Source organism: Deltaproteobacteria bacterium (assembly GCA_018668695.1).
GTDB lineage: Bacteria > Myxococcota > XYA12-FULL-58-9 > XYA12-FULL-58-9 > JABJBS01 > JABJBS01.
This window is the reverse complement of the sequence record JABJBS010000295.1, coordinates 1-18562: the sequence shown is the minus strand read 5'-3', so window position 1 is coordinate 18562 and position 18562 is coordinate 1. Positions and strand designations below refer to the sequence as shown.

The window sequence follows — 18562 nt, the reverse complement described above, 5'->3', positions numbered from 1 at the left end:
GCCTAGATCGCACCCGAGTCATCCTCGCCAAGCGTGTGAGCCAACTTCAGGCCGAGAATAAAAGTCTTAAAGAGCAAAAACTTGAAGCGATGAATCTTGCCAAACAATTGGCTACGGAAAAGAAACAAGCACTCGGTAAAGCGACAAGCTTAGATGGTGAAAAATCAGAAGCGATGCAACGCTTTAACGCACTCGAAGAAAAGCACGAAAATTTAGCGAGCGAGAAAGAACGACTTGCTCAAGACCTCGCCATCTTACAGGCCGACAAAGAAGTGTCGGGCGAAAAAAGCGAAGAGCTTAAAAGCGCCAACGCCATGCTTGCCGACGAGAAGCTGAAGGTTGAACAACGAGAAGAGGATGCGAAAAAACTGATTGCTCAGCTCGAGGAAGATATCACTGCCAAAAAGGTGAAGATTTCAAAACTCTCGGGTGTTGTAAAAGTAGACCTCGATAACTCAATTCTCTTCCGCGCTGGTTCAAGTAAACTTGGTAAAGAAGGGCGCGCAGCTCTTTCACAAGTTGTTGAGGCCTTAAAAGGCTCTGCTGAACGTGTCATTCGCGTTTATGGGCATACAGACAGCACCACTGCCCCGGAGGGAGCTTTTTACAAAAACAATTGGGGTCTTTCCTCACTTCGCGCCGCAAGCGTCGTCTCTTTCTTAATTGAAGAAGGCATCGAGCCTGCAGATGTGGCCGCTGTCGGATTTGGCGCAACTCGCCCCATTGGCGATAACGAAACCAAAGAAGGCCGCGACTTAAACCGCCGTATTGAAATTGTTTTGGTGCCGAAGCTAGCGAAAAACTAAATGAGCGCAAGCTTCATCAGGAGTTCGCTTAAATCATCTGCCTGCTCGCCGGCTAATCGAATCTTTTGAAGCATCACTTTATCTCGGCTCATCTTCATCAACATCTTAAGCCAGTCCTGCGCCGCTAAAAAAGCGCTTTGAGAATCGGTCCCATCTTGGGCGTGAGATAATCTGGCAACCCACAAACGTCCCTGGCTGTCGACATGGCAGTCATCGAGCATCAACCGGCTTAGCGTCACTCCAAACGCCTGAGCACCGGCGATGATAGCCGCCGCATCCCGTGCAAGCCTGAGCACTTCAATACCCCTGAGCTTGCCTTTCTTTAAAACCTGAAGGGCTGGCTTACCGGTCATCGGCAGTACGCGAAAACAAAGCGTCGAACCCGAAGTACCGCCCTCAAGAATCGGTACAACCTGAGGCATCACCAAACGCTTGTGTAACTCCGAAGCTCCCCGAAAAGTCGTTGGGTCATCCACACGGGCAGTATCCACCCAAACAGTAACCTGGTGCTCGAAAGAAAAACCAAGCTGCCACTGACCGGTTGGAATGGTTTCAAGAGTTGTGCCCTCGCCTGCCTCAACCAGTGCTGTCCGGCCAAGCCGCGGGCGCTCCAGGGCCCCGAGCCACTTCTTCGGCTGCTGAAAATCCGGTTGGCTCGTTGTGAGTTGCGACAAGACTTTCTTCGCCTTGCCCTCTTGTCCTGACCCCAGCAAAGAACCCACTCTTTTCATCGCCAGGCTGCTGTAAACCCGGCCACTCTTGGTAAATGTTTCCAAGAGAATATTTACACCGCGCTCAATTCGCCCTTCGGTCTTCTCCAAAAGCAAACAAGCCTCAACCAAGCGCTCTCGAATACGCTCAGGGTAACGACGCAAATTCGAGTCGGGCATTTGCATCACCAGTAAAAGACCTTGCTCAACAAGCGCCAAATCCAGCCCTCTACGATGACCTTTCCAAACAACCGGATAAAGAACACGCAGCGGCTCTACAATTTCGCGAAGTGCACTGGGTAAATCTTCCAGAGATCCATCAAGCGCCTTTCGAAACGTATCGCTGCCTAAAAGGCCGAGCATCACCTGAGGCAAAACTGCTTTATCAAACATCGATACACTGAGGTCCAAAACACGCCTCATCTGAGCCGACGATACCTGGCTGAAGTCCAGCCTCGTTAAACCGGCACTGAGGGCAGTTGCAGCTTCATCTCTCGATACTGTTTGTTTTAAAGACTCGAGGTAGGCCAGAACGGTCTGAATATCAGGGTAGAAACGTACCAGGCCGGCCAAAAATGAGGTCTTTAGCTTCGGATCTTGAACCCGCGTAAGGGCAGAGCTCACAGATTGGCGGTCGACCTTCTTTAAGAGGTGCAGGCATACCCCACGCCTTTCTGGCTCTCTTGCACCACTGAGCAGCAGCTCCTCTTGGGAGTTTGTCTTGAGTTTTAAAATTTTTCGATGTTTTGCCAAAAATTGGAAGTGTTCTTTAAACTCCGCGATCTCGGCGGCCGACAACTCCGCTTCGACCGGCTCGCTTCGGTCGATTTCACTCTTTTGCTCCAAAACCTTAACGGCTTGGTTTTCCATATTTTTCGGTGACTTACGGCGGCTGGGACGGCGTCTTCGCTTACTTGAACTCGGTCGGGATGAAGGTTGATTACTCATAACAAAAACAAGCTCGCACAGCTTGAACAAGAGCTCAAGTAGGATCGAAAAGAACTGCTTTCTCCACGCAGCCCAAATTAATTACACAAAAATCGAACGACCCGGCATCTAAACAGTGCGGCAATCACCAGTGTCCTGCTTGCGTGAAATTAGTCACGTAGTGGGTCACTAAGGTTCGGGCCTTACCATGGTGGTAGGGTCCGAACCCCCAAGATTGCAGCAAATGCCCACAACATTTTTTTCCCCCTTATATGGCCCAAACCGACTTTTTAGTTGGTGAGAGGGAGACCCCCAAACATGAAGATTCAAAAAATCATCCCATGGATGCTCTGCTTTGCTTTAGCGGCTTGCGGACGCCCATCAACAAACGCCGGTTCTGATCTTGGTAGTAATGACTCAACCGAAACCGCCGCTGACAATAGCCAAGAGAGTGTCGTCCCCGTGACCGGTGGACAGGCGACAAGCCACGACGGCGTCTTCTCTATTGTCTTTAGCCCGCTCACGTTTGACCAATTGGTTACCGTGACCATTGAGAAACTCGAAGACTTACCAGCCTCCGAAACGCGCTCTGTTTTCGGTGCCTACCGCGTAAGCCTCAGCCCAGACACGGTCACTCTCGCAGAAACTAAAACCGTTCGCGCTCAATTCGCGATGACTCAAGAGGGTGTGGATGCCATTGGCATTACAGATATGCGCGTGGTTGTGCGAACCGATGCTGAAGCAGGGTTTGCGACTCAACAAGAGCCTCGCTTTCTCGAAGGCCAAATTTGGTCGACTTCCTCTATCGTCACTGCAGATTTTGGTCTTATCCGAACAACGGAACCCAATACATGTGAATGCAACGAAGACAGCAGCTGCACCGAATCTTGTGACTGTGACCCCGACTGCGGTGACAATCCAGATCCAAGTGAGAGCGGTAACCCAACCAACTGCGGCGATGGCGAGTTCTCCTGCCACAGCGGTGACCAGTGTATCCCGCAGATCTACTTTTGCGACGGGCTCCCGCAATGCAATGATGGCAGCGACGAAACCGATAACGCATGCGATGGCACTGCCGGCCCCGCTGACGATGCTTTTGAACCCGACAACACCTACAATTCAGCCGGAACCATCACACTTGGCGAATCTCAAGTTCATACACTTCCGGCAGGAGATGGTGACTTTGTTAAGTTTACTATTGAAACTCGGCAAGAAGTTCTGGTCACGGCGGTCAGTAACTTTGAGCGCCCAGCATTAACGCTCTACACGGAAAATCATTCTCAAATTGCATCAACATCTGATGGTTTTTTCGAGTCGGGGCAAAACCTCAACGAGGTGCTTGATGCTGGCACTTACTTTGTCTACGCGTTCAGCGCCGAAGGCAGTGCAATCACAAGCTATAGCCTCAAGGTTCAGGCAAGTGACCCTCTTCTTCCTGGACCACAAAACCTAACCGTGAGCTACTCTGGTGGAGCTGCAGTGATGGCCTGGACCGCTCTTGAAGGTGCAAGTTCATACAACGTTTACTACGGCGAGATGCCTGGTGGTCCTTACGAGCCACTTATCTATATCGCCACAGAAGGTATGCCTCCTTTAAATACGGAAGCTACTACATTCTCACTAAACGGGTTCCCGAGTGACTACCCTATCTATGCGATGGTTCGAGGCGTTGATGAAAATGGGGTTGAGACCTATGCTTCCAACGAAGTAAATATTCAAGTTCCACTGGCTTCAGACATGTTTGAACCAGACAACAGTTTTTCTACGGCCTCTGCATTATCAACTGAACCTATCTACAGTGGTACATACCGACAAGCACACTCATCCCATGTCATTGATGACCAAGATTATATTCGCCTTGAGTTAACGGGATGGAAAAATAACATCACCATCACCACGACGGGGCCAGATGAATGGTCTGATACTGAACTCTATCTCTACAACGACTCACAAGGTCAGCTGGCTTATAATGACCAAGACGAGGTTCTTGGAAACAGTTACTCCAGAATTGAGATGACGGACCTTCCGGCCGGAAGCTATTATATTATGGCACGTGGCTATGGTAGCTGGTCGACCATTGGTTCCTATTTCGTTGATGTGAATGTTCAGGTCAGCGCGCCACCAAGCGGAACACCGGATGCATTCGAATCAGATGACACAATTGCTGAAGTCACAGATTCTGCAATTCATCTTCTTGATACCGATGCTACGCAGGCTCACTCAATCCATCAAGATGGTGATGTAGACTTTGCACGTATTGAGATCACCTCAACCTCAGACATCACGATTCGTGCGTCTGTTGAATCGAGTGGTCTTTTTGTTACTCTCTTTGATGTTGATGGTACTGAGGTCGCGACTTCTAAAGGACGTGAGGATTCCTATCAATTAAGTCAGACCAATTTGGTTAGTGGTACCTACTTTGTGAGTATGCGCAACGAGGCTATCCCCCAGTTTATCGCGGCTTATGATTTATCGCTGACTGTCTATGTGCACCCAGAAATACCTTCTAACCTGCAGGTCGTTGCTGGAGAGGACTCGCTCTCACTTACGTGGGATGCGGTTACTCCAAGCACAAGCTACATCGTCCAGTACAGCTATTCAGCCGCTGGTCCATTTGAGACGGTTGAAGCGACCCAGGGCTCATCACCTCTGAGTGCCCCCGAAAACAACTACACTTTGAACGGACTTCCATCTGACGCGCGCACATTTATCTGTGTACGTGCAGTCAACGGGACCGCGCAGAGTGAATGTTCTGAAGTCATCTCAGCAACGCCGCTGGCTGCATCAGGCGATTGAGCAATAAGGAACGAGGTATACCTACTACTCGGGCGTGCCTTGTTTAATCCAATTGCATAAGAGGTTTGTCTGCTCGGAACTGGGCACCGGCGGACAAGCCTCGCAACTGGGTGGCATCGTTTCCGAACGCGCCTCATCCAGAGCTCCCAGGGCATTCGTCACCGCGGCAGCATAGGTCGTGTAGTCAACTCCTACCGGAGCCCCTTCTCGCTCTACGCCTGTTTTTTCGTGGTTATGACAGTAGTTACATTTGGCCTCAAAGAGAGGCCCAATCTCGGTCGAGAAACTAACCGTTTCTTCTAATACGGTTTCGCAAACGACTTCTTCGCTGCCGCCGCATCCAGGCAACGCCGCCGTCAAGCCGCACGTAACCATTAAACCCATCACTGCAAGCCACTGCCTTTGAATCATTGTAAGCCCTTTATATTGAATCTGTCTCAGCCTGTTGCAGCTTGTGCCGCGCTCTCCTGAACGCCCACCAAGACGGCTTCGCTCTTTGCAGCCGCCTCAGCCGCAAGAAAACCATAGCACAACGCTGGTCCGATGGTACCGCCCGCTCCAGGGTAGGTCCGGCCCATCACTGAGGCACTGGTATTACCGGCGGCATAGAGCCCCTCAATGGGTTGCCCATTCTCTTTCAAGACACGCGCATCAGCATCTGTGGTTAAGCCGCCTTTGGTTCCTAAATCTCCAGGGAAAAGCGGGATGGCATAATAGGGTGCTTTGTTCAGCGGTGCCATACATGGATTCGGGCTTACCCGGTCATCGCCATAGTACCTATCGGCAGCACTCTCGCCCCTGCCGAAATCAAGGTCTTTGCCCTCATGAGCCATTTCGTTAAACCGCTTCACCGTCTCGCTTAAGCTTGGAGCATCTACTCCGAGCTTCTGCGCAAGCTCATCCAAACTACCTGCCTTCAAAAGAAAATCTTTGCGTAGCTTTCGCGGCAGGGTTTTATCCGGCAAAGCTTTGCCCGGACCCACCGGCCCTGCGATGTAGTTGTGGCGGTAGTCTGCATCAAAGACCATCCAGCCGGGTACGGTCTTTCCCGTTTTTTGGTGATCCTTATACATCTCAACCACAACATCCACGTAAGGTGCCGACTCGTTTGTAAATCGCTTCCCTAGCCCGTTGATAAAAATACCTCCCGGCAAGCTTTTCTCAACCACCAACACCCAGCCATCCTTAGAGCCGGGGTATTGCGTGACAGGTGTCCACCAAGCCTCGCTCATCAAAGCTGTACCTGCACCGGCTTTCATGCCCATTTGAATGGCATCACCCGTGTTGTGCTCATTTCCGGCAGTCCACTCAACGGAGGCTGGCTTGGGCCCATACTCTTCACGCATTTTTAAATTGCGTTCAAAGCCGCCAGCAGCCAATAAGACTCCCCGCTTGGCTTCAACACGCATGGACTGGCCATCCTTTTCAATGACCGCGCCCACTGCCCGCCCATTTTCGAAAATCAATTCACTGGCTGGACTCTTTAACCAAATCGGCACATTTCTATCTTTGAGACTCAACCTCAAGCGGCCCATGAGGGCATTACCGTTCGTCAGGTAAGGATCTCGGCCATATTTTCGCCGTGTAGGATAACGAAACGCATACTTTATAAAAAGCCAGGCCATCAAACACAGCGACTTGAACCCGAGCATAATCATGGTTTTTGCGATCTTGGCGGTGATCATCATCTTGCCCATGATGAGTGCGCTCTGAGCCGGTGGATGCAGAAGGTTAAAGTCGTTCTCAAGCAGGGAACCGTCAAAAGGCAGAGGCTCCATGGACCGACCGCCCAACTTTCCTCCCGGCGCCTCGGGGTAATAATCAGTGTACTCAGTCAGCGGCATGAAATGCAGGTGAGTCTTTTGCGCAAAGTACTCCACCATCCGCTTACTGTTGTCCCGGTAATTCACAAGAAGTGAATCAGGAACTTCACCTTGGGTAATATGGGAGAGATAGGTCAATGTGTCTTCGTCGGAGTCAGTGATTCCTGACTTGGCCATATGTAAATTATTGCCTACCCAACAAACGCCGCCGCTCATGGCAGACGACCCGCCATAAGTTTCGCCCTTTTCTACCAACAAAACATCCAGGCCAAGATCACTGCCACGGATTCCCGCCGACATCGCACCTGCTCCCGAGCCAATAACCAAGAGGTCAACGCTATGGTCCCATTTCGGCATAATGATTCAACTCCCCGTTGCTACTGCACACCATGATAGAACATGTTCTAGGACTTGCCTGCCCACGGTGTCAACGTGATTAGGGTGTGTAGGTAGGACGCGCAGGATGTAACCCTTGAAATGATCCCCCTGAATGCGATGAGATGAAAGGGTCGAAGATTTTGATTTAGTCTTATGTTTTCAACTGTCTGGAGCGCCGAGAATGGGTTTTTTCAATCACCAACTGCCATTTGCATGGAAGCTAATCGGCGTAAAACGCACAATGAAAAAACATGTAAACTCCACGATGAACATCGCAGACTTCGTGGAAGCCAACGCTCGAAAGTGGCCCAACAAAGAAGCCATTGTCGATGCAGAAGGCGTGGAAAAATCCCTCACCTGGAGTGAATTCGATTCCCTCGCCAATCAAGTCGCAAATTGGGCCTTGAAGCGCGGCTTTAAAAAGGGTGACCGAATCGCACTCTACATGGACAACATTCCCGTTTATCCAGCCATTTGGGTGGGCCTCGGCAAGATTGGTGTTGTAACCGCGCTCATCAACTCGCACCAAGAAGGCAAAGCACTTAGCCACTCCATCACCGTGGCCAACTCCAAAGCCATCATCACCCAGGCAGGAAAAGTCGATCCCATCAATGCCATCCGGGGTGAGCTACCCGGTGACATCAAACTCTGTACCATCGGGCCCCATATTGCTGAAGGTTATGAAGACCTCAAAAGCAGTTGGGATGACTGCTCAAACGATCCGCCTCCTAAACAACCCGATCTCCACGCCACGGATCCACTGATCCTAATCTATACTTCAGGTACCACCGGTCTTCCCAAAGCGGCTGTTATTACTCATATCCGCAGTCTCGGAGCGGGGCTTGTTTTCGCAAGACTTGGTAACATTACCCAACATGACGTCATCTACACCGCGCTCCCGCTCTACCACAGTGCCGGGGGCATGATTGGCGTGGGTTCCACTTTTACAACTGGTGCCAAAATGGTAATCCGGCGAAAATTTAGTTCCACACAGTTTATTCCTGATTGCCAAAAGCACGGCTGTACCGTTGCTCAATATATAGGTGAGGTGCTTCGATATTTATTGACCACCCCAAAATCGGCCGAAGACAAAAATCACAAGATTCGTTTTCTACTGGGCAATGGGCTTAGACCGGATATCTGGGATGAGGTGGTGGAAAGGTACGGCGTTGGAATTTTTGAATTCTACGGCGCAACCGAAGGGAATGTTACGCTTCTTAACCCCTATGGTATGGCCCATGCTGTCGGTTACATGCCACCTGTTCTCCAAAAGCTACTGCCCTATTCCATTGTAAAGTTCGATATTGAGAACGAAGAACCCATGCGTGACAAGAATGGGTTTTGTGAACGCGTGAAGCCAGGGGACATTGGCGAAGCCATCGGGCAGATTCTCCCCAACGACCCTGTGTCTGAATTTCGGGGTTACACCAACAAAGAGGCCACCGCGAAGAAGATACTCGAAAACGTTTTTACCACTGGAGATCGATTCTTTCGGACCGGTGATCTACTCCGAATGGATGATGAAGGCTTTGTGTATTTTATGGACCGTATTGGCGACACCTTCCGCTGGAAAGGTGAGAACGTTGCAACCACAGAAGTGAGTGAAGTCATCAACACTATTCCGGGGATAAAAGAGTCGATTGTATATGGGGTCGAAATTCCTGGTCATGATGGCAGAGCTGGAATGGCGGCCTTGGTGATTGATGGTGACTTTGAACTTTCAGTTTTGGCAAAGGCTTTAGAAAACCAGCTTCCAACATACGCAAGACCCATCTTTCTGAGAATTCTTCCGGAACCCGACCTAACGGGAACCTTTAAACATCAAAAAGCCAGATTGAAGAAAGAGGCCTACAGTCTCGAGCTTACCGACTCGATCTATATACGCGATGCCGCGAGTGGAAATTACGAAGACTTGAACCAAGAACTGACTGATGCACTGCACGAAGGCGCGAGAATCTAACCTAGACTGGAGATTTACGGGTGAAGATAGGCGGCCTGACGAGCTGCCACTGCAGCATCAAGCAATGCGCCGCATCGCTCTTTTCGGCTTGAACCCATGATTACCAAATTTCGAGTACCCGTGACCCGGCGGATATTTCCAGCGGCCCACTCCACGTAACCCGTAATCGACTTGATATCCTCTGGCATCATCGAAAAGCCGACCTTATGAGCATTAAAAAGCTTCTCTACGATACCTTCGGCATCGATGGCTTCAAATATGCGGCCGTCATCAAGCTGTACTTTCATGTTTCCCCCCGGTCATGACCATGAGTTATTTGAATAACCCACTAAATTCATTCACTTTATTGACCTAGACTCCCCCAAGCTTCGGCCTCAACTTTTGCAAGTACTTCAATAAGTACCCCATCCCCCCGACATCTCTGCCGGAATTGGGGCCGATCTTCTACAAACAGACAGAAATAGCAAATTATTTCTCCTACGCCGAACCTTGGCATCCAACTGAAGATTCCTGATACTAAAGCCAAAGAGAAATTTGATGTGACTAGACTACGAAGTACGCGATTAAAAAGGAGGCCGTCATGACCAGTTCTGCAGAAGCAGCACGGGAACTACTGGACATTGTCTCAAGTGAATTTCAGCTCGCTCTCGAGGAATCTGGGGGATCACTCTCAAGTCAACAAGTACTCGCCGTCATTAGCAACTTGAAACAGCGGCGGGCGTTTAGCGACGCACCAACCATCCTCTCCCCACTTGCCACGCTGCAAACGCCTTTTGAAGTTGTATTAGCAAGCCGGTTTCTTCACCTCTTTGCAAACCCCGATGGACGAAGTCTCCAAGACGGCGGGCTCTCACCTCGTATGCTCCCTGGATTTTTCAAAGTGGTTCGTATGATGATCGGCGGTCCAAAATACGACGCTTACCAAGAAGAGTGTCAGCAAATAGAAACGGAACTGCGTGGAGAAAATTCAGCGCTCTCTACCTCAAATCTCATCACTAAAATTCGACAAGACCAAAGAACGCGGCAAGTGGCATTGCTGGTCTATGCCCGGATGGGGCTGTGGTTCACGCAATTCAAGAAAAGAAAAGAATGGTTCATCAGTATCATTAACGGAACGCTTGCCCCGCTTCCGGAGGGTCCGATCGAAGCTGATGAGGAAAATTGGAACTTTAAGTCATCACACTTTACTGAGCTATTCACCGTCCTCTTCTTGGAAGACGTGATTGTGACAATGCTCAATCAAAGTTCTCACGAAGTCTTGATTAACGAATTCGGGCCCAATGCGATATTCCAGCTACAAGCCATGATCTCATCGCTTAGCCGAGACATGGACCAATACTTTTGTGGGCTTGAGTGAACTAGAGTCTAGATGCCAATCGTTTTGATCGATTGTGACGATTTCTAAAAGCATGTCGCGTCGTGGCCACGGGCCAATGACAAATATCCAATGCACATTGACCAAGGCCTACGAATCGAACGATTCCTTCTTCACTCATTGTGGGTATCAAATTGCGACCACGAAATTGAACGTTGGTGCATCCCTGACTTTTGCATTCTCCGACCCGAGTTTCTGTAGGCGAAAAATTTCCGTCTTCAATATCACAGAGGTAAGCCATCAACTCCTGCTTATCCATTGTGCGAGAACGCATGCGCTGAAATAGAGCCGGGAAAAAGCCGGAAAATTCAGCGGCCCCGATATGATAGGCAAACGTTTCGAGGTCACCAGTCTTACAACTTTGAGCCATAGCGCGCAGAGTAGACTTCACCTCAGCTCTCACCCAATTTACTTCACTTTGACTTAGCCGGTCCGCTCTAAGTCTCACTACGGGTCCTTGCAAGCCTGCCCTATCGATCTCCTGAAAAATCTCAACGGCGGATGCCGAGGGTGCGGCCTGAGCATCGCTGCTCGCACATGCGGTAGCAGATAATATCACTGCAATCGCAACGCTGATGATGTAGCTTCGGGGAGAGTCTTTTTTCTCTAATATACAGGTCATCTTCACTCTTTGGGCTAAGGTCACGACAGGGTAAAATGGCTGAAACCCTTAATTTAACGTAGATATTTGCAAGTCCTGTTCCACCTTTCGGTGCGTCATTTTGATCTCAACCCAACCTAATTACAGTAGGTTGCAGGAGCACCTTTGCGCACACTGGCGCACATTGAGGTCATTCTGGCTGATCTTTAAAAATAATGGGGCATTCGTCCCAAAAAATAATGAGCGCCTGGGACACTGCCGGGCTTTGCGATAAGCTCACAAAAGATGAAGACCCATATCGAAATCGACCCCAACTTGGTTGAACAAGCTCGGCGAATCAGTCAACTCGACTCAGCTCAAGAAGCAGTGGAGTATGCACTCCGCCGCTTTATTGAATCCGATATTGAGAACCAACAAGAGGGCCGCCCCAAACTAAAAGTTGATAGTAAACTTCACCCCACATCAAAGCAGAGTCCTTTCTTTGGTCAGTTCTTAGTTCAGCACCAAGTCATTAATCTTCAAGAACTCAACAGTGCGATTCAGTTCATGCGTAAAAATAATCCGCGTGTGGGCGATTTAGCTGTCCAGCGAGAATACCTAAGGCCTCAACAAGCCCAGGAACTTCACCGCGAACAACGTACGGTCGACATGTTTTTTGGAGACCTTGCGGTACACCGAGGACTTTTAACACAAGCTCAATTGAATGAGTTATTAGAAGAACAAAAGGCCAGGCGTATTCGCCTCGGCGATGCCATTGTCGTACTCGGATTTTCTACTGTAGATAAAATCGAAGATACAGCGCGCTCGTTTCATCAATATCTTGAGGACCAGGAAAAAAGTAGGTCATCATCCGAGGTTCAGGAAGCCCCGGAGACTAAGCGTCTAGAGCAATACCTCACAAGATATCTTCCCAAAATGCTCCAACGTTTAGCAGACGTTCAAGCTCGCACCCATCAACTCGGAGCGCTTGAAGACGGTCACCTCGAAGAGTTTCATGGACAAGTTCAATTACGAGGCCCCAACATCTGCACCCTCAGCGTCAGCCTTGATATTGTGTTGATTCACCATATCCTCGTGGGGCTCTTCAGTGCCGACTATGAACAGATTTTCGATGAGCCACCCTACGAAGATGCTATCAGTGAGTTTTTAAGTATGTTGGCTGCCAGCACTGCCAGCCAGCTTGAAAAATCAGGGTATGAATACAAGAGCGCCACACCAACCGTTGGCAATCCGCCCAATCAAGGCACCACCATTTGTGTGGAAACAACAGTAGGACGAGGCATTGTCGTTTTTGGCTTCGAGCCCTTGCCTTAAGCCCTACCTAAAACAAAAAATCATCATCATCGGCAATGGTATTCTTGGGGCGCTCGGCAATGACGCATACTAAGACGGCTTGAACGGCGGTAGCGTCCAATGAACGCAATGCCCCCATCAGCTGATCGTGGCGATGCTGGAAACCGACTCTCGTAAGATTCTCAATGGTGAATGGGCAGACGAGTTCTTCTCGGTATATGTGGCCCAAAAGTTTTTTTAGCTCTTCGGTTTTTAACTCCCGAAGACCCTTTGCTGCTTGCATCATTGTACACTCCAAATTTGTGGCAGAATGGGCGCATCTGCACCAATTTGTCCAAATCCACAAGCCCGTAGCACCTTCTTAGATTCACAACTTGTGGTCGGATGCACACTTCGGTAACCTACCGACGGGAGCAGAACTGCATGAGCAATCCATTCTTGGGATTAAAATACAACGACCTCGCCCTTCAAAGCGAAGGTGAGGAAGTGGTTCGGGTCATCAACCTGAATGAGAAGCGGTGCGTTCAAGCAGTCCGAGAATTCATCGAAGCAGGCAGAGCAGCCTGCGAGTGTGACGAGTGTATTCTTGATATTCTTGCCCTCACACTCAACAACACACCATCCCGTTATATCGTTAACGACATTCATATGAATTGTTTCGGTGAGCAGAATCAGCACCCGAGTGATGACGAACTTGCGAAAATCGTAGAAAAGTCTGCCCTTCAGGTAGCGCAGCGACCACACCACTAAAATAGCACCCAGCAATTGAGGTGCAGCGGCATCATCGCGGGGGTTTCTTCCACCTGCTCGCTAAGCCAGTCCCCACCTGTTGCTCCAAGAGATCGTGAACCCAAGAGAATCTTACTCGGCGAATTGAAAGTGCGGAGTACAAGTTTGACGCATCGGTTAACTATCGGAGAAAGAAAAGCCTTTTCAGGCCCTTGCAGCTCTTAGGCGTGAGCCTTTTACCTACATCTCGAATCCGAGGCCCATTTGCATCGATGTCCCAAAAAGCGGTTTACTATATAAGGTTCACAGAATTTACCCGGGTGAGTCGAATACGTGAGGAGAGGGTCTGAATGAGCGACCGTTTCGGTGATTATCTAATCGAAAAAGGAATTCTTCAACGCGACGACGTGATGAAGGCGCTTGAGGTTCAGGCAGATTCCACAGTTAAAATCGGCACTATATGCCTAGAAGAACGCTACATGACCGTTAAGCAGGTTATGAACACATTGCGTACTGGCGTAGATACCGCGAGGCCTTTTGAAGATCAGGCGATTACCCTGGGCTATCTCACTGCACAGCAACTTGGACATGCCTTAAAAATCCAAACTCAGCGGCGACCCTTTTTCGGTGAAGTACTGGTAAGCCTGAAGCTCATTGAACGAAAGAGTCTTTTCGCTGAACTTGGTCAATTCTGGACCCGAGCAACTCAAAAAGCTGCCAATAAAAACGAGCCGGGTGTCACCAATATCACCGCAAAGATGCCTTCAATCGACGATCACGAGATGGACGTTATTGAAATTCCGCTGATGTACCCTGAAGAACTTAACGAATTTCGTGAAGAGACGCAGCATGCACTTCAAAAGGTGGCGTTGGGACTCACCAACTTTAAGCCTGGTGCTGATATTCCAGAGGTTTCGGGACACATTGCTTTTATCACGAATAAAATGCGGGGCGGTGCCGAGCTAGACGGCATGCACTGGCTAGCTGAGCTAACCGGTGAAATGGAACGCGGTATGCTCCTTATTGGAGATGGAGACTCGGGTGAGGGCCTCATGCCGGTCATTCAACTTTACTTCCGTGCAACCGATTGCATTCAATCATTCCTCGACTCGATTGCAGGAAACGAAGCGGTCGTTGATGTGGACATGGCTAAAAGCATCCGCGAGGCCGTTCAGATTTTCGGCTCCATCGGAGACTTGGCAACTCAGAGCAAGATTGGCGCCGAGATGAGCGCCAAAGGCAAAGCCGAGCCCAAGCAATACAACTCACTTCAGGGCCTCAATGTTTTGCTCATCGATGATGATACTGTCATCCGGAATACGCTGGAGCGCCACCTGCGCTCAAAAGGAATGGAAGTCGAACAAGCCAAAAACGGTGCGGTTGGCCTTGAACGCCTACTTCAGACCATCACCGGATTTGACTTTGTGATTGTCGATTTACATATGCCGATCATGGATGGATTCGACTTCGTCGCCGAAGTACGGTCACGCCCCGAATACCAAACGTTGCCGATCTGTATGTTTACGGCGAGTCTTCATATGGCCGATGTACGAAAAGCCATGGATCTTGGGATCAGCGGCTACGTCATCAAGCGGGAATGGAAGCATTGCCTCATGCCGGAAATCGGCAGAATCCTCGGTCTTCCCCCTTCGGAAATCGCTCTGCTCGAAGCCTGATTTTTAAACGCTCATTCGTTGGGTTTTACGGGCCTGCGCCATTGATGCATGGCTCTTTCCCCGTTATAGCAGCTCGCATAAGAACTCGTGTTCTGACCATTTTCTCACGCGTCATTCCCACAGGTGGTTCTATGCAAACGCTCATTGGCAGCCCTGCTCTCTCCGATTTTAAAAACCAGCGACTCCTCGCCGCGCTCAAAGAAGAAAACCCCGCAATTACAGGTATATCGGCCTACTTTTGCCACTTTGTAGATACGGCAGTCGACCTAGATAAAGAGCAAACTCATCAACTTGAGCAGCTTTTAACCTACGGCCCACGTATGGCCGCCCAAGAGCGCGAGGGTGACCTCGCCTTGGTATTGCCAAGGATCGGAACAATTTCGCCCTGGTCATCAAAAGCAACCGATATCGCTCACATCTGCGGCCTTACAAAGATCAAGCGAATCGAGCGTGGTATCGCCTACTACCTCCAAGGAGCTGAGTGGACGCAGGCACTGCGAACCCTCATTCATGACCGAATGACTCAGATTACGGTGGCTCAACTCGCCGACGCCCAACCACTTTTTGAGCAGGCCGTCCCAACTCCGATGGCCCATGTAGAGCTTCTTCAAGGGGGCCGAGAGGCTCTCGTCAAAGCCAACCAAGAGCTAGGCCTCGCCTTAAGCGAAGACGAAATCGACTACCTCGTCACCAGCTACACAGAGCTTGGCCGAGATCCAACAGACATCGAGCTCATGATGTTTGCCCAAGCCAACAGTGAGCATTGTCGTCACAAAATCTTCAATGCCAGCTGGACCATCGACGGTACCGACAAAGACCTCTCATTGTTTGCAATGATTAAGAATACCTTTGCCAACAACAGCGAAGGCGTTTTGTCGGCCTACAAAGATAACTCCGCAGTCATGGCCGGCAGCACCGGTAAACGATTTTTCCCCGATGCAGCCGACGACATCTACCGCCCGCACGAAGAAGATGTTCATATTCTGATGAAGGTCGAAACCCATAACCACCCAACCGCGATATCGCCCTTCCCAGGTGCAGCTACCGGTTCAGGTGGTGAGATTCGGGATGAAGGTGCAACTGGGCGAGGTGCAAAACCGAAAGCTGGGCTTACGGGCTTCTCCGTATCCAATCTGCAAATCCCAGGCCTAGAACAACCTTGGGAGCAGCCTTATGGGAAACCTGATCGCATTGTGACTCCCTTGGAAATCATGACCGAGGGTCCCTTAGGCGGCGCGGCTTTTAATAACGAATTTGGTCGGCCAGCCCTCGGCGGATACTTCCGAACTTACGAACAATCTGTTGCGACGGCTGAAGGCAGCGAAGTCCGCGGCTACCACAAACCCATTATGATTGCAGGCGGCATGGGCAACATCCGTGCACAGCATGTCCAAAAAGACATCGCAGATCCTGGCGCAGCCATTGTTGTTCTGGGTGGGCCTGCCATGCTTATTGGTTTAGGCGGCGGTGCAGCATCTTCTATGGCCAGTGGTACCAGTGCTGAAAACCTAGATTTCGCTTCGGTTCAACGGGACAACCCCGAAATGGAACGTCGGTGCCAAGAAGTCATCGATAGCTGTTGGCGGCTAGATGATAGCCCAATCGTTGCCATTCACGATGTGGGTGCTGGCGGCCTTTCCAATGCGTTACCAGAACTCATGCACGACAGCGGGCGCGGCGGCGACTTCAAACTGCGTGAAGTTCCAAACGATGAACCAGGTATGAGCCCGCTCGCGATTTGGTGCAACGAAAGCCAAGAGCGCTACGTCATCGCTATCTCACAAGATAAGCTTGATGTGTTTAAAGCAATTTGCGAACGCGAGCGCTGTCCTTATGCCGTGGTTGGTGAAGCAACTCTTGAAGAAGAGCTTAAGCTCAGCGATTCTCACTTCGAGAATGACCCAATTGATATGCCGATGTCTCTTTTGTTTGGCAAACCCCCAAGAATGCACCGTGATGTCGTATCAATCGAATCGCCACGTCAAAAACTTGAAACATCAAAGTTAGACCTCGCAGAAGCTACACGCCGCATTCTGCAGCTTCCCACCGTCGGTGATAAAAGCTTTTTAATTACCATTGGCGACCGAAGCATCACCGGGATGGTGGCACGCGATCAGATGGTCGGTCCATGGCAGGTTCCGGTTGCCGATGTTGCCGTTACCACCACGACCGTTCATGATAACTGCGGTGAAGCGATGGCCATGGGTGAACGCACACCGGTAGCCCTTCTTAACCCTGCTGCTTCCGGTAGACTCGCTGTTGGCGAGGCTCTTACCAACCTTGCAGCCGCCAGAATCTCAAAAGTTAGTGACATCAAACTAAGTGCCAACTGGATGGCAGCTGCCGGACACCCGGGAGAAGATGTAGCCCTCTACGAAACTGTAAAGGCCGTAGGCATGGAGCTTTGCCCGGCTTTGGATATCACCATCCCCGTAGGTAAAGACTCCATGAGCATGAAGACGGTCTGGCAAGATGGTGCTGAAGACCGCGCTGTAACCTCACCGCTTTCGTTGGTCATCACTGGCTTCGCACCGGTTCAAGATGCTCGAAACACACTCACGCCGCAGCTTCGTACCGACCTTGGAGAGAGCGTCCTTGCCCTCATTGACCTTGGCCGTGGCCAAAATAGGATGGGCGGCTCCTGCTTGAGCCAAGTGTTCAACCAAATTGGTATGACACCACCTGATGTAGACAGCCCGGAGCTGCTCCAAGTATTTTTCGATGGCATCCAAAGCTTGGCGGCAAACCAAGACCTCATCGCTTACCATGACCGCTCAGATGGCGGACTCTGGGCTGCGGCCGCGGAAATGGCCTTTGCAGGGCGAGCCGGTTTTGCACTCGACCTGAGTTCGCTCGGTGATGATTTCATGGCTGCTCTCTTCTCAGAAGAGCTCGGCGCTCTGGTTCAAATCTCGGAAGGCAATATCGAAACTCTTACCAAGACCTTTGCAGGTACAATCCTCGAGGGGCATGTCCATGTTGTCGGTAAGGTGGACGCATCCAATACTTTGAGTATCAGCCACTCAGGGAAAAACCTCCTAAGTGTCGACCGCTCCGAAATGCACAAACTTTGGTCTCAAACCTCACACGCAATCGCCAGCCGACGAGACAACGCCGACTGCGCCGCGCAAGAGTACAGCCGCATCGATGACCTTGAAGACCCTGGTCTAAGTGCTCAATTAAGCTTCGATGTGAGCGAAAACATCGTTGCACCCTTGATCAATACGGGTGCTCGCCCTCGCATGGCGATTCTTCGCGAGCAAGGCGTTAACGGTCAAAATGAAATGGCGGCCGCCTTTCATAAAGCTGGGTTTGAATCTGTTGATGTTCACATGAGTGATATCCTTAGCGGAGCCGTCACGCTTGAAGATTTCAAGGGCTTGGTTGCTTGCGGTGGCTTCTCATACGGTGATGTACTTGGAGCCGGCGAAGGCTGGGCCAAATCAATTCTCTTTCACCAGCAAACCCGAGAGCGATTCACTAAATTC

14 protein-coding genes are annotated in these 18562 nt (G+C 50.4%); 8 read left to right on the top strand and 6 right to left on the bottom strand.

The window, feature by feature from the left end:
• Window positions 1-806, top strand: an 806-nt coding sequence (locus HOK28_15765) for an OmpA family protein (GenBank protein MBT6434556.1), incomplete at its 5' end; no start/stop codon positions are given.
• Here HOK28_15765 and HOK28_15760 read toward each other — a convergent pair.
• A complete protein-coding gene (locus HOK28_15760; protein ID MBT6434555.1) occupies window positions 803-2464 on the bottom strand; it encodes a hypothetical protein in 1662 nt (553 codons plus the stop codon). The genes HOK28_15765 and HOK28_15760 overlap by 4 nt on opposite strands.
• A 297-nt stretch (window positions 2465-2761) precedes the next feature.
• Between HOK28_15760 and HOK28_15755 the strand changes: the two genes are divergently transcribed.
• Window positions 2762-5239 carry a hypothetical protein gene (locus HOK28_15755; GenBank protein MBT6434554.1) on the top strand — a complete coding sequence of 826 codons (2478 nt, stop codon included), beginning with the start codon at window positions 2762-2764 and terminating at the stop codon, window positions 5237-5239.
• A 24-nt stretch (window positions 5240-5263) separates the two neighbouring features.
• Here HOK28_15755 and HOK28_15750 read toward each other — a convergent pair whose 3' ends face one another.
• Window positions 5264-5650, bottom strand: coding sequence for a hypothetical protein (locus HOK28_15750; GenBank protein ID MBT6434553.1), 387 nt, complete (start codon window positions 5648-5650; stop codon window positions 5264-5266).
• Window positions 5651-5676: 26 nt separating this feature from the next.
• Window positions 5677-7419, bottom strand: a complete 1743-nt coding sequence (locus HOK28_15745; GenBank protein ID MBT6434552.1) for an FAD-binding protein — start codon at window positions 7417-7419, stop codon at window positions 5677-5679.
• A gap of 202 nt (window positions 7420-7621) precedes the next feature.
• Between HOK28_15745 and HOK28_15740 the strand changes: the two genes are divergently transcribed.
• Window positions 7622-9400, top strand: coding sequence for a long-chain-acyl-CoA synthetase (locus HOK28_15740; GenBank protein MBT6434551.1), 1779 nt, complete (start codon window positions 7622-7624; stop codon window positions 9398-9400).
• A 14-nt stretch (window positions 9401-9414) separates the two neighbouring features.
• Here HOK28_15740 and HOK28_15735 read toward each other — a convergent pair whose 3' ends face one another.
• Window positions 9415-9687, bottom strand: coding sequence for a hypothetical protein (locus HOK28_15735; GenBank protein MBT6434550.1), 273 nt, complete (start codon window positions 9685-9687; stop codon window positions 9415-9417).
• Between the two features lie 293 nt (window positions 9688-9980).
• Between HOK28_15735 and HOK28_15730 the strand changes: the two genes are divergently transcribed.
• A complete protein-coding gene (locus HOK28_15730; GenBank protein MBT6434549.1) occupies window positions 9981-10757 on the top strand; it encodes a hypothetical protein in 777 nt (258 codons plus the stop codon).
• A gap of 1 nt (window position 10758) precedes the next feature.
• Here the strand turns inward: HOK28_15730 and HOK28_15725 are convergent, their stop codons facing one another.
• Complete coding sequence (locus HOK28_15725; protein MBT6434548.1) at window positions 10759-11397, bottom strand: hypothetical protein; 639 nt, start codon at window positions 11395-11397, stop codon at window positions 10759-10761.
• A gap of 264 nt (window positions 11398-11661) precedes the next feature.
• Here HOK28_15725 and HOK28_15720 point away from each other — a divergent pair, with 264 nt between their 5' ends.
• Window positions 11662-12690: a type II toxin-antitoxin system VapB family antitoxin gene (locus HOK28_15720; protein MBT6434547.1), complete on the top strand. Its 1029-nt coding sequence runs from the start codon at window positions 11662-11664 to the stop codon at window positions 12688-12690.
• Between the two features lie 7 nt (window positions 12691-12697).
• On the opposite strand, the gene HOK28_15715 is transcribed toward HOK28_15720, so the two are convergent.
• The gene (locus HOK28_15715) at window positions 12698-12955 is read right to left on the bottom strand and encodes a hypothetical protein (GenBank protein ID MBT6434546.1); all 258 of its coding nucleotides are present in this window, start codon (window positions 12953-12955) and stop codon (window positions 12698-12700) included.
• A gap of 137 nt (window positions 12956-13092) precedes the next feature.
• Between HOK28_15715 and HOK28_15710 the strand changes: the two genes are divergently transcribed.
• The 3 genes from HOK28_15710 to purL all read left to right on the top strand — a co-directional run.
• The gene (locus tag HOK28_15710; GenBank protein ID MBT6434545.1) at window positions 13093-13419 is read left to right on the top strand and encodes a late competence development ComFB family protein; all 327 of its coding nucleotides are present in this window, start codon (window positions 13093-13095) and stop codon (window positions 13417-13419) included.
• A 329-nt stretch (window positions 13420-13748) separates the two neighbouring features.
• Window positions 13749-15074: a response regulator gene (locus HOK28_15705; GenBank protein ID MBT6434544.1), complete on the top strand. Its 1326-nt coding sequence runs from the start codon at window positions 13749-13751 to the stop codon at window positions 15072-15074.
• 131 nt (window positions 15075-15205) lie between these two features.
• The coding region (purL, locus tag HOK28_15700; protein ID MBT6434543.1) for a phosphoribosylformylglycinamidine synthase at window positions 15206-18562 on the top strand (3357 nt) is incomplete at its 3' end.

Bases quoted from the DNA above. Each gene is read 5' to 3' on its own strand.
- HOK28_15760 (MBT6434555.1), bottom strand. From the start codon at position 2,464: ATGAGTAATCAACCTTCATCCCGACCGAGTTCAAGTAAGCGAAGACGC.
- HOK28_15755 (MBT6434554.1), top strand. From the start codon at position 2,762: ATGAAGATTCAAAAAATCATCCCATGGATGCTCTGCTTTGCTTTAGCG.
- HOK28_15750 (MBT6434553.1), bottom strand. From the start codon at position 5,650: ATGATTCAAAGGCAGTGGCTTGCAGTGATGGGTTTAATGGTTACGTGC.
- HOK28_15745 (MBT6434552.1), bottom strand. From the start codon at position 7,419: ATGCCGAAATGGGACCATAGCGTTGACCTCTTGGTTATTGGCTCGGGA.
- HOK28_15740 (MBT6434551.1), top strand. From the start codon at position 7,622: ATGGGTTTTTTCAATCACCAACTGCCATTTGCATGGAAGCTAATCGGC.
- HOK28_15735 (MBT6434550.1), bottom strand. From the start codon at position 9,687: ATGAAAGTACAGCTTGATGACGGCCGCATATTTGAAGCCATCGATGCC.
- HOK28_15730 (MBT6434549.1), top strand. From the start codon at position 9,981: ATGACCAGTTCTGCAGAAGCAGCACGGGAACTACTGGACATTGTCTCA.
- HOK28_15725 (MBT6434548.1), bottom strand. From the start codon at position 11,397: ATGACCTGTATATTAGAGAAAAAAGACTCTCCCCGAAGCTACATCATC.
- HOK28_15720 (MBT6434547.1), top strand. From the start codon at position 11,662: ATGAAGACCCATATCGAAATCGACCCCAACTTGGTTGAACAAGCTCGG.
- HOK28_15715 (MBT6434546.1), bottom strand. From the start codon at position 12,955: ATGATGCAAGCAGCAAAGGGTCTTCGGGAGTTAAAAACCGAAGAGCTA.
- HOK28_15710 (MBT6434545.1), top strand. From the start codon at position 13,093: ATGAGCAATCCATTCTTGGGATTAAAATACAACGACCTCGCCCTTCAA.
- HOK28_15705 (MBT6434544.1), top strand. From the start codon at position 13,749: ATGAGCGACCGTTTCGGTGATTATCTAATCGAAAAAGGAATTCTTCAA.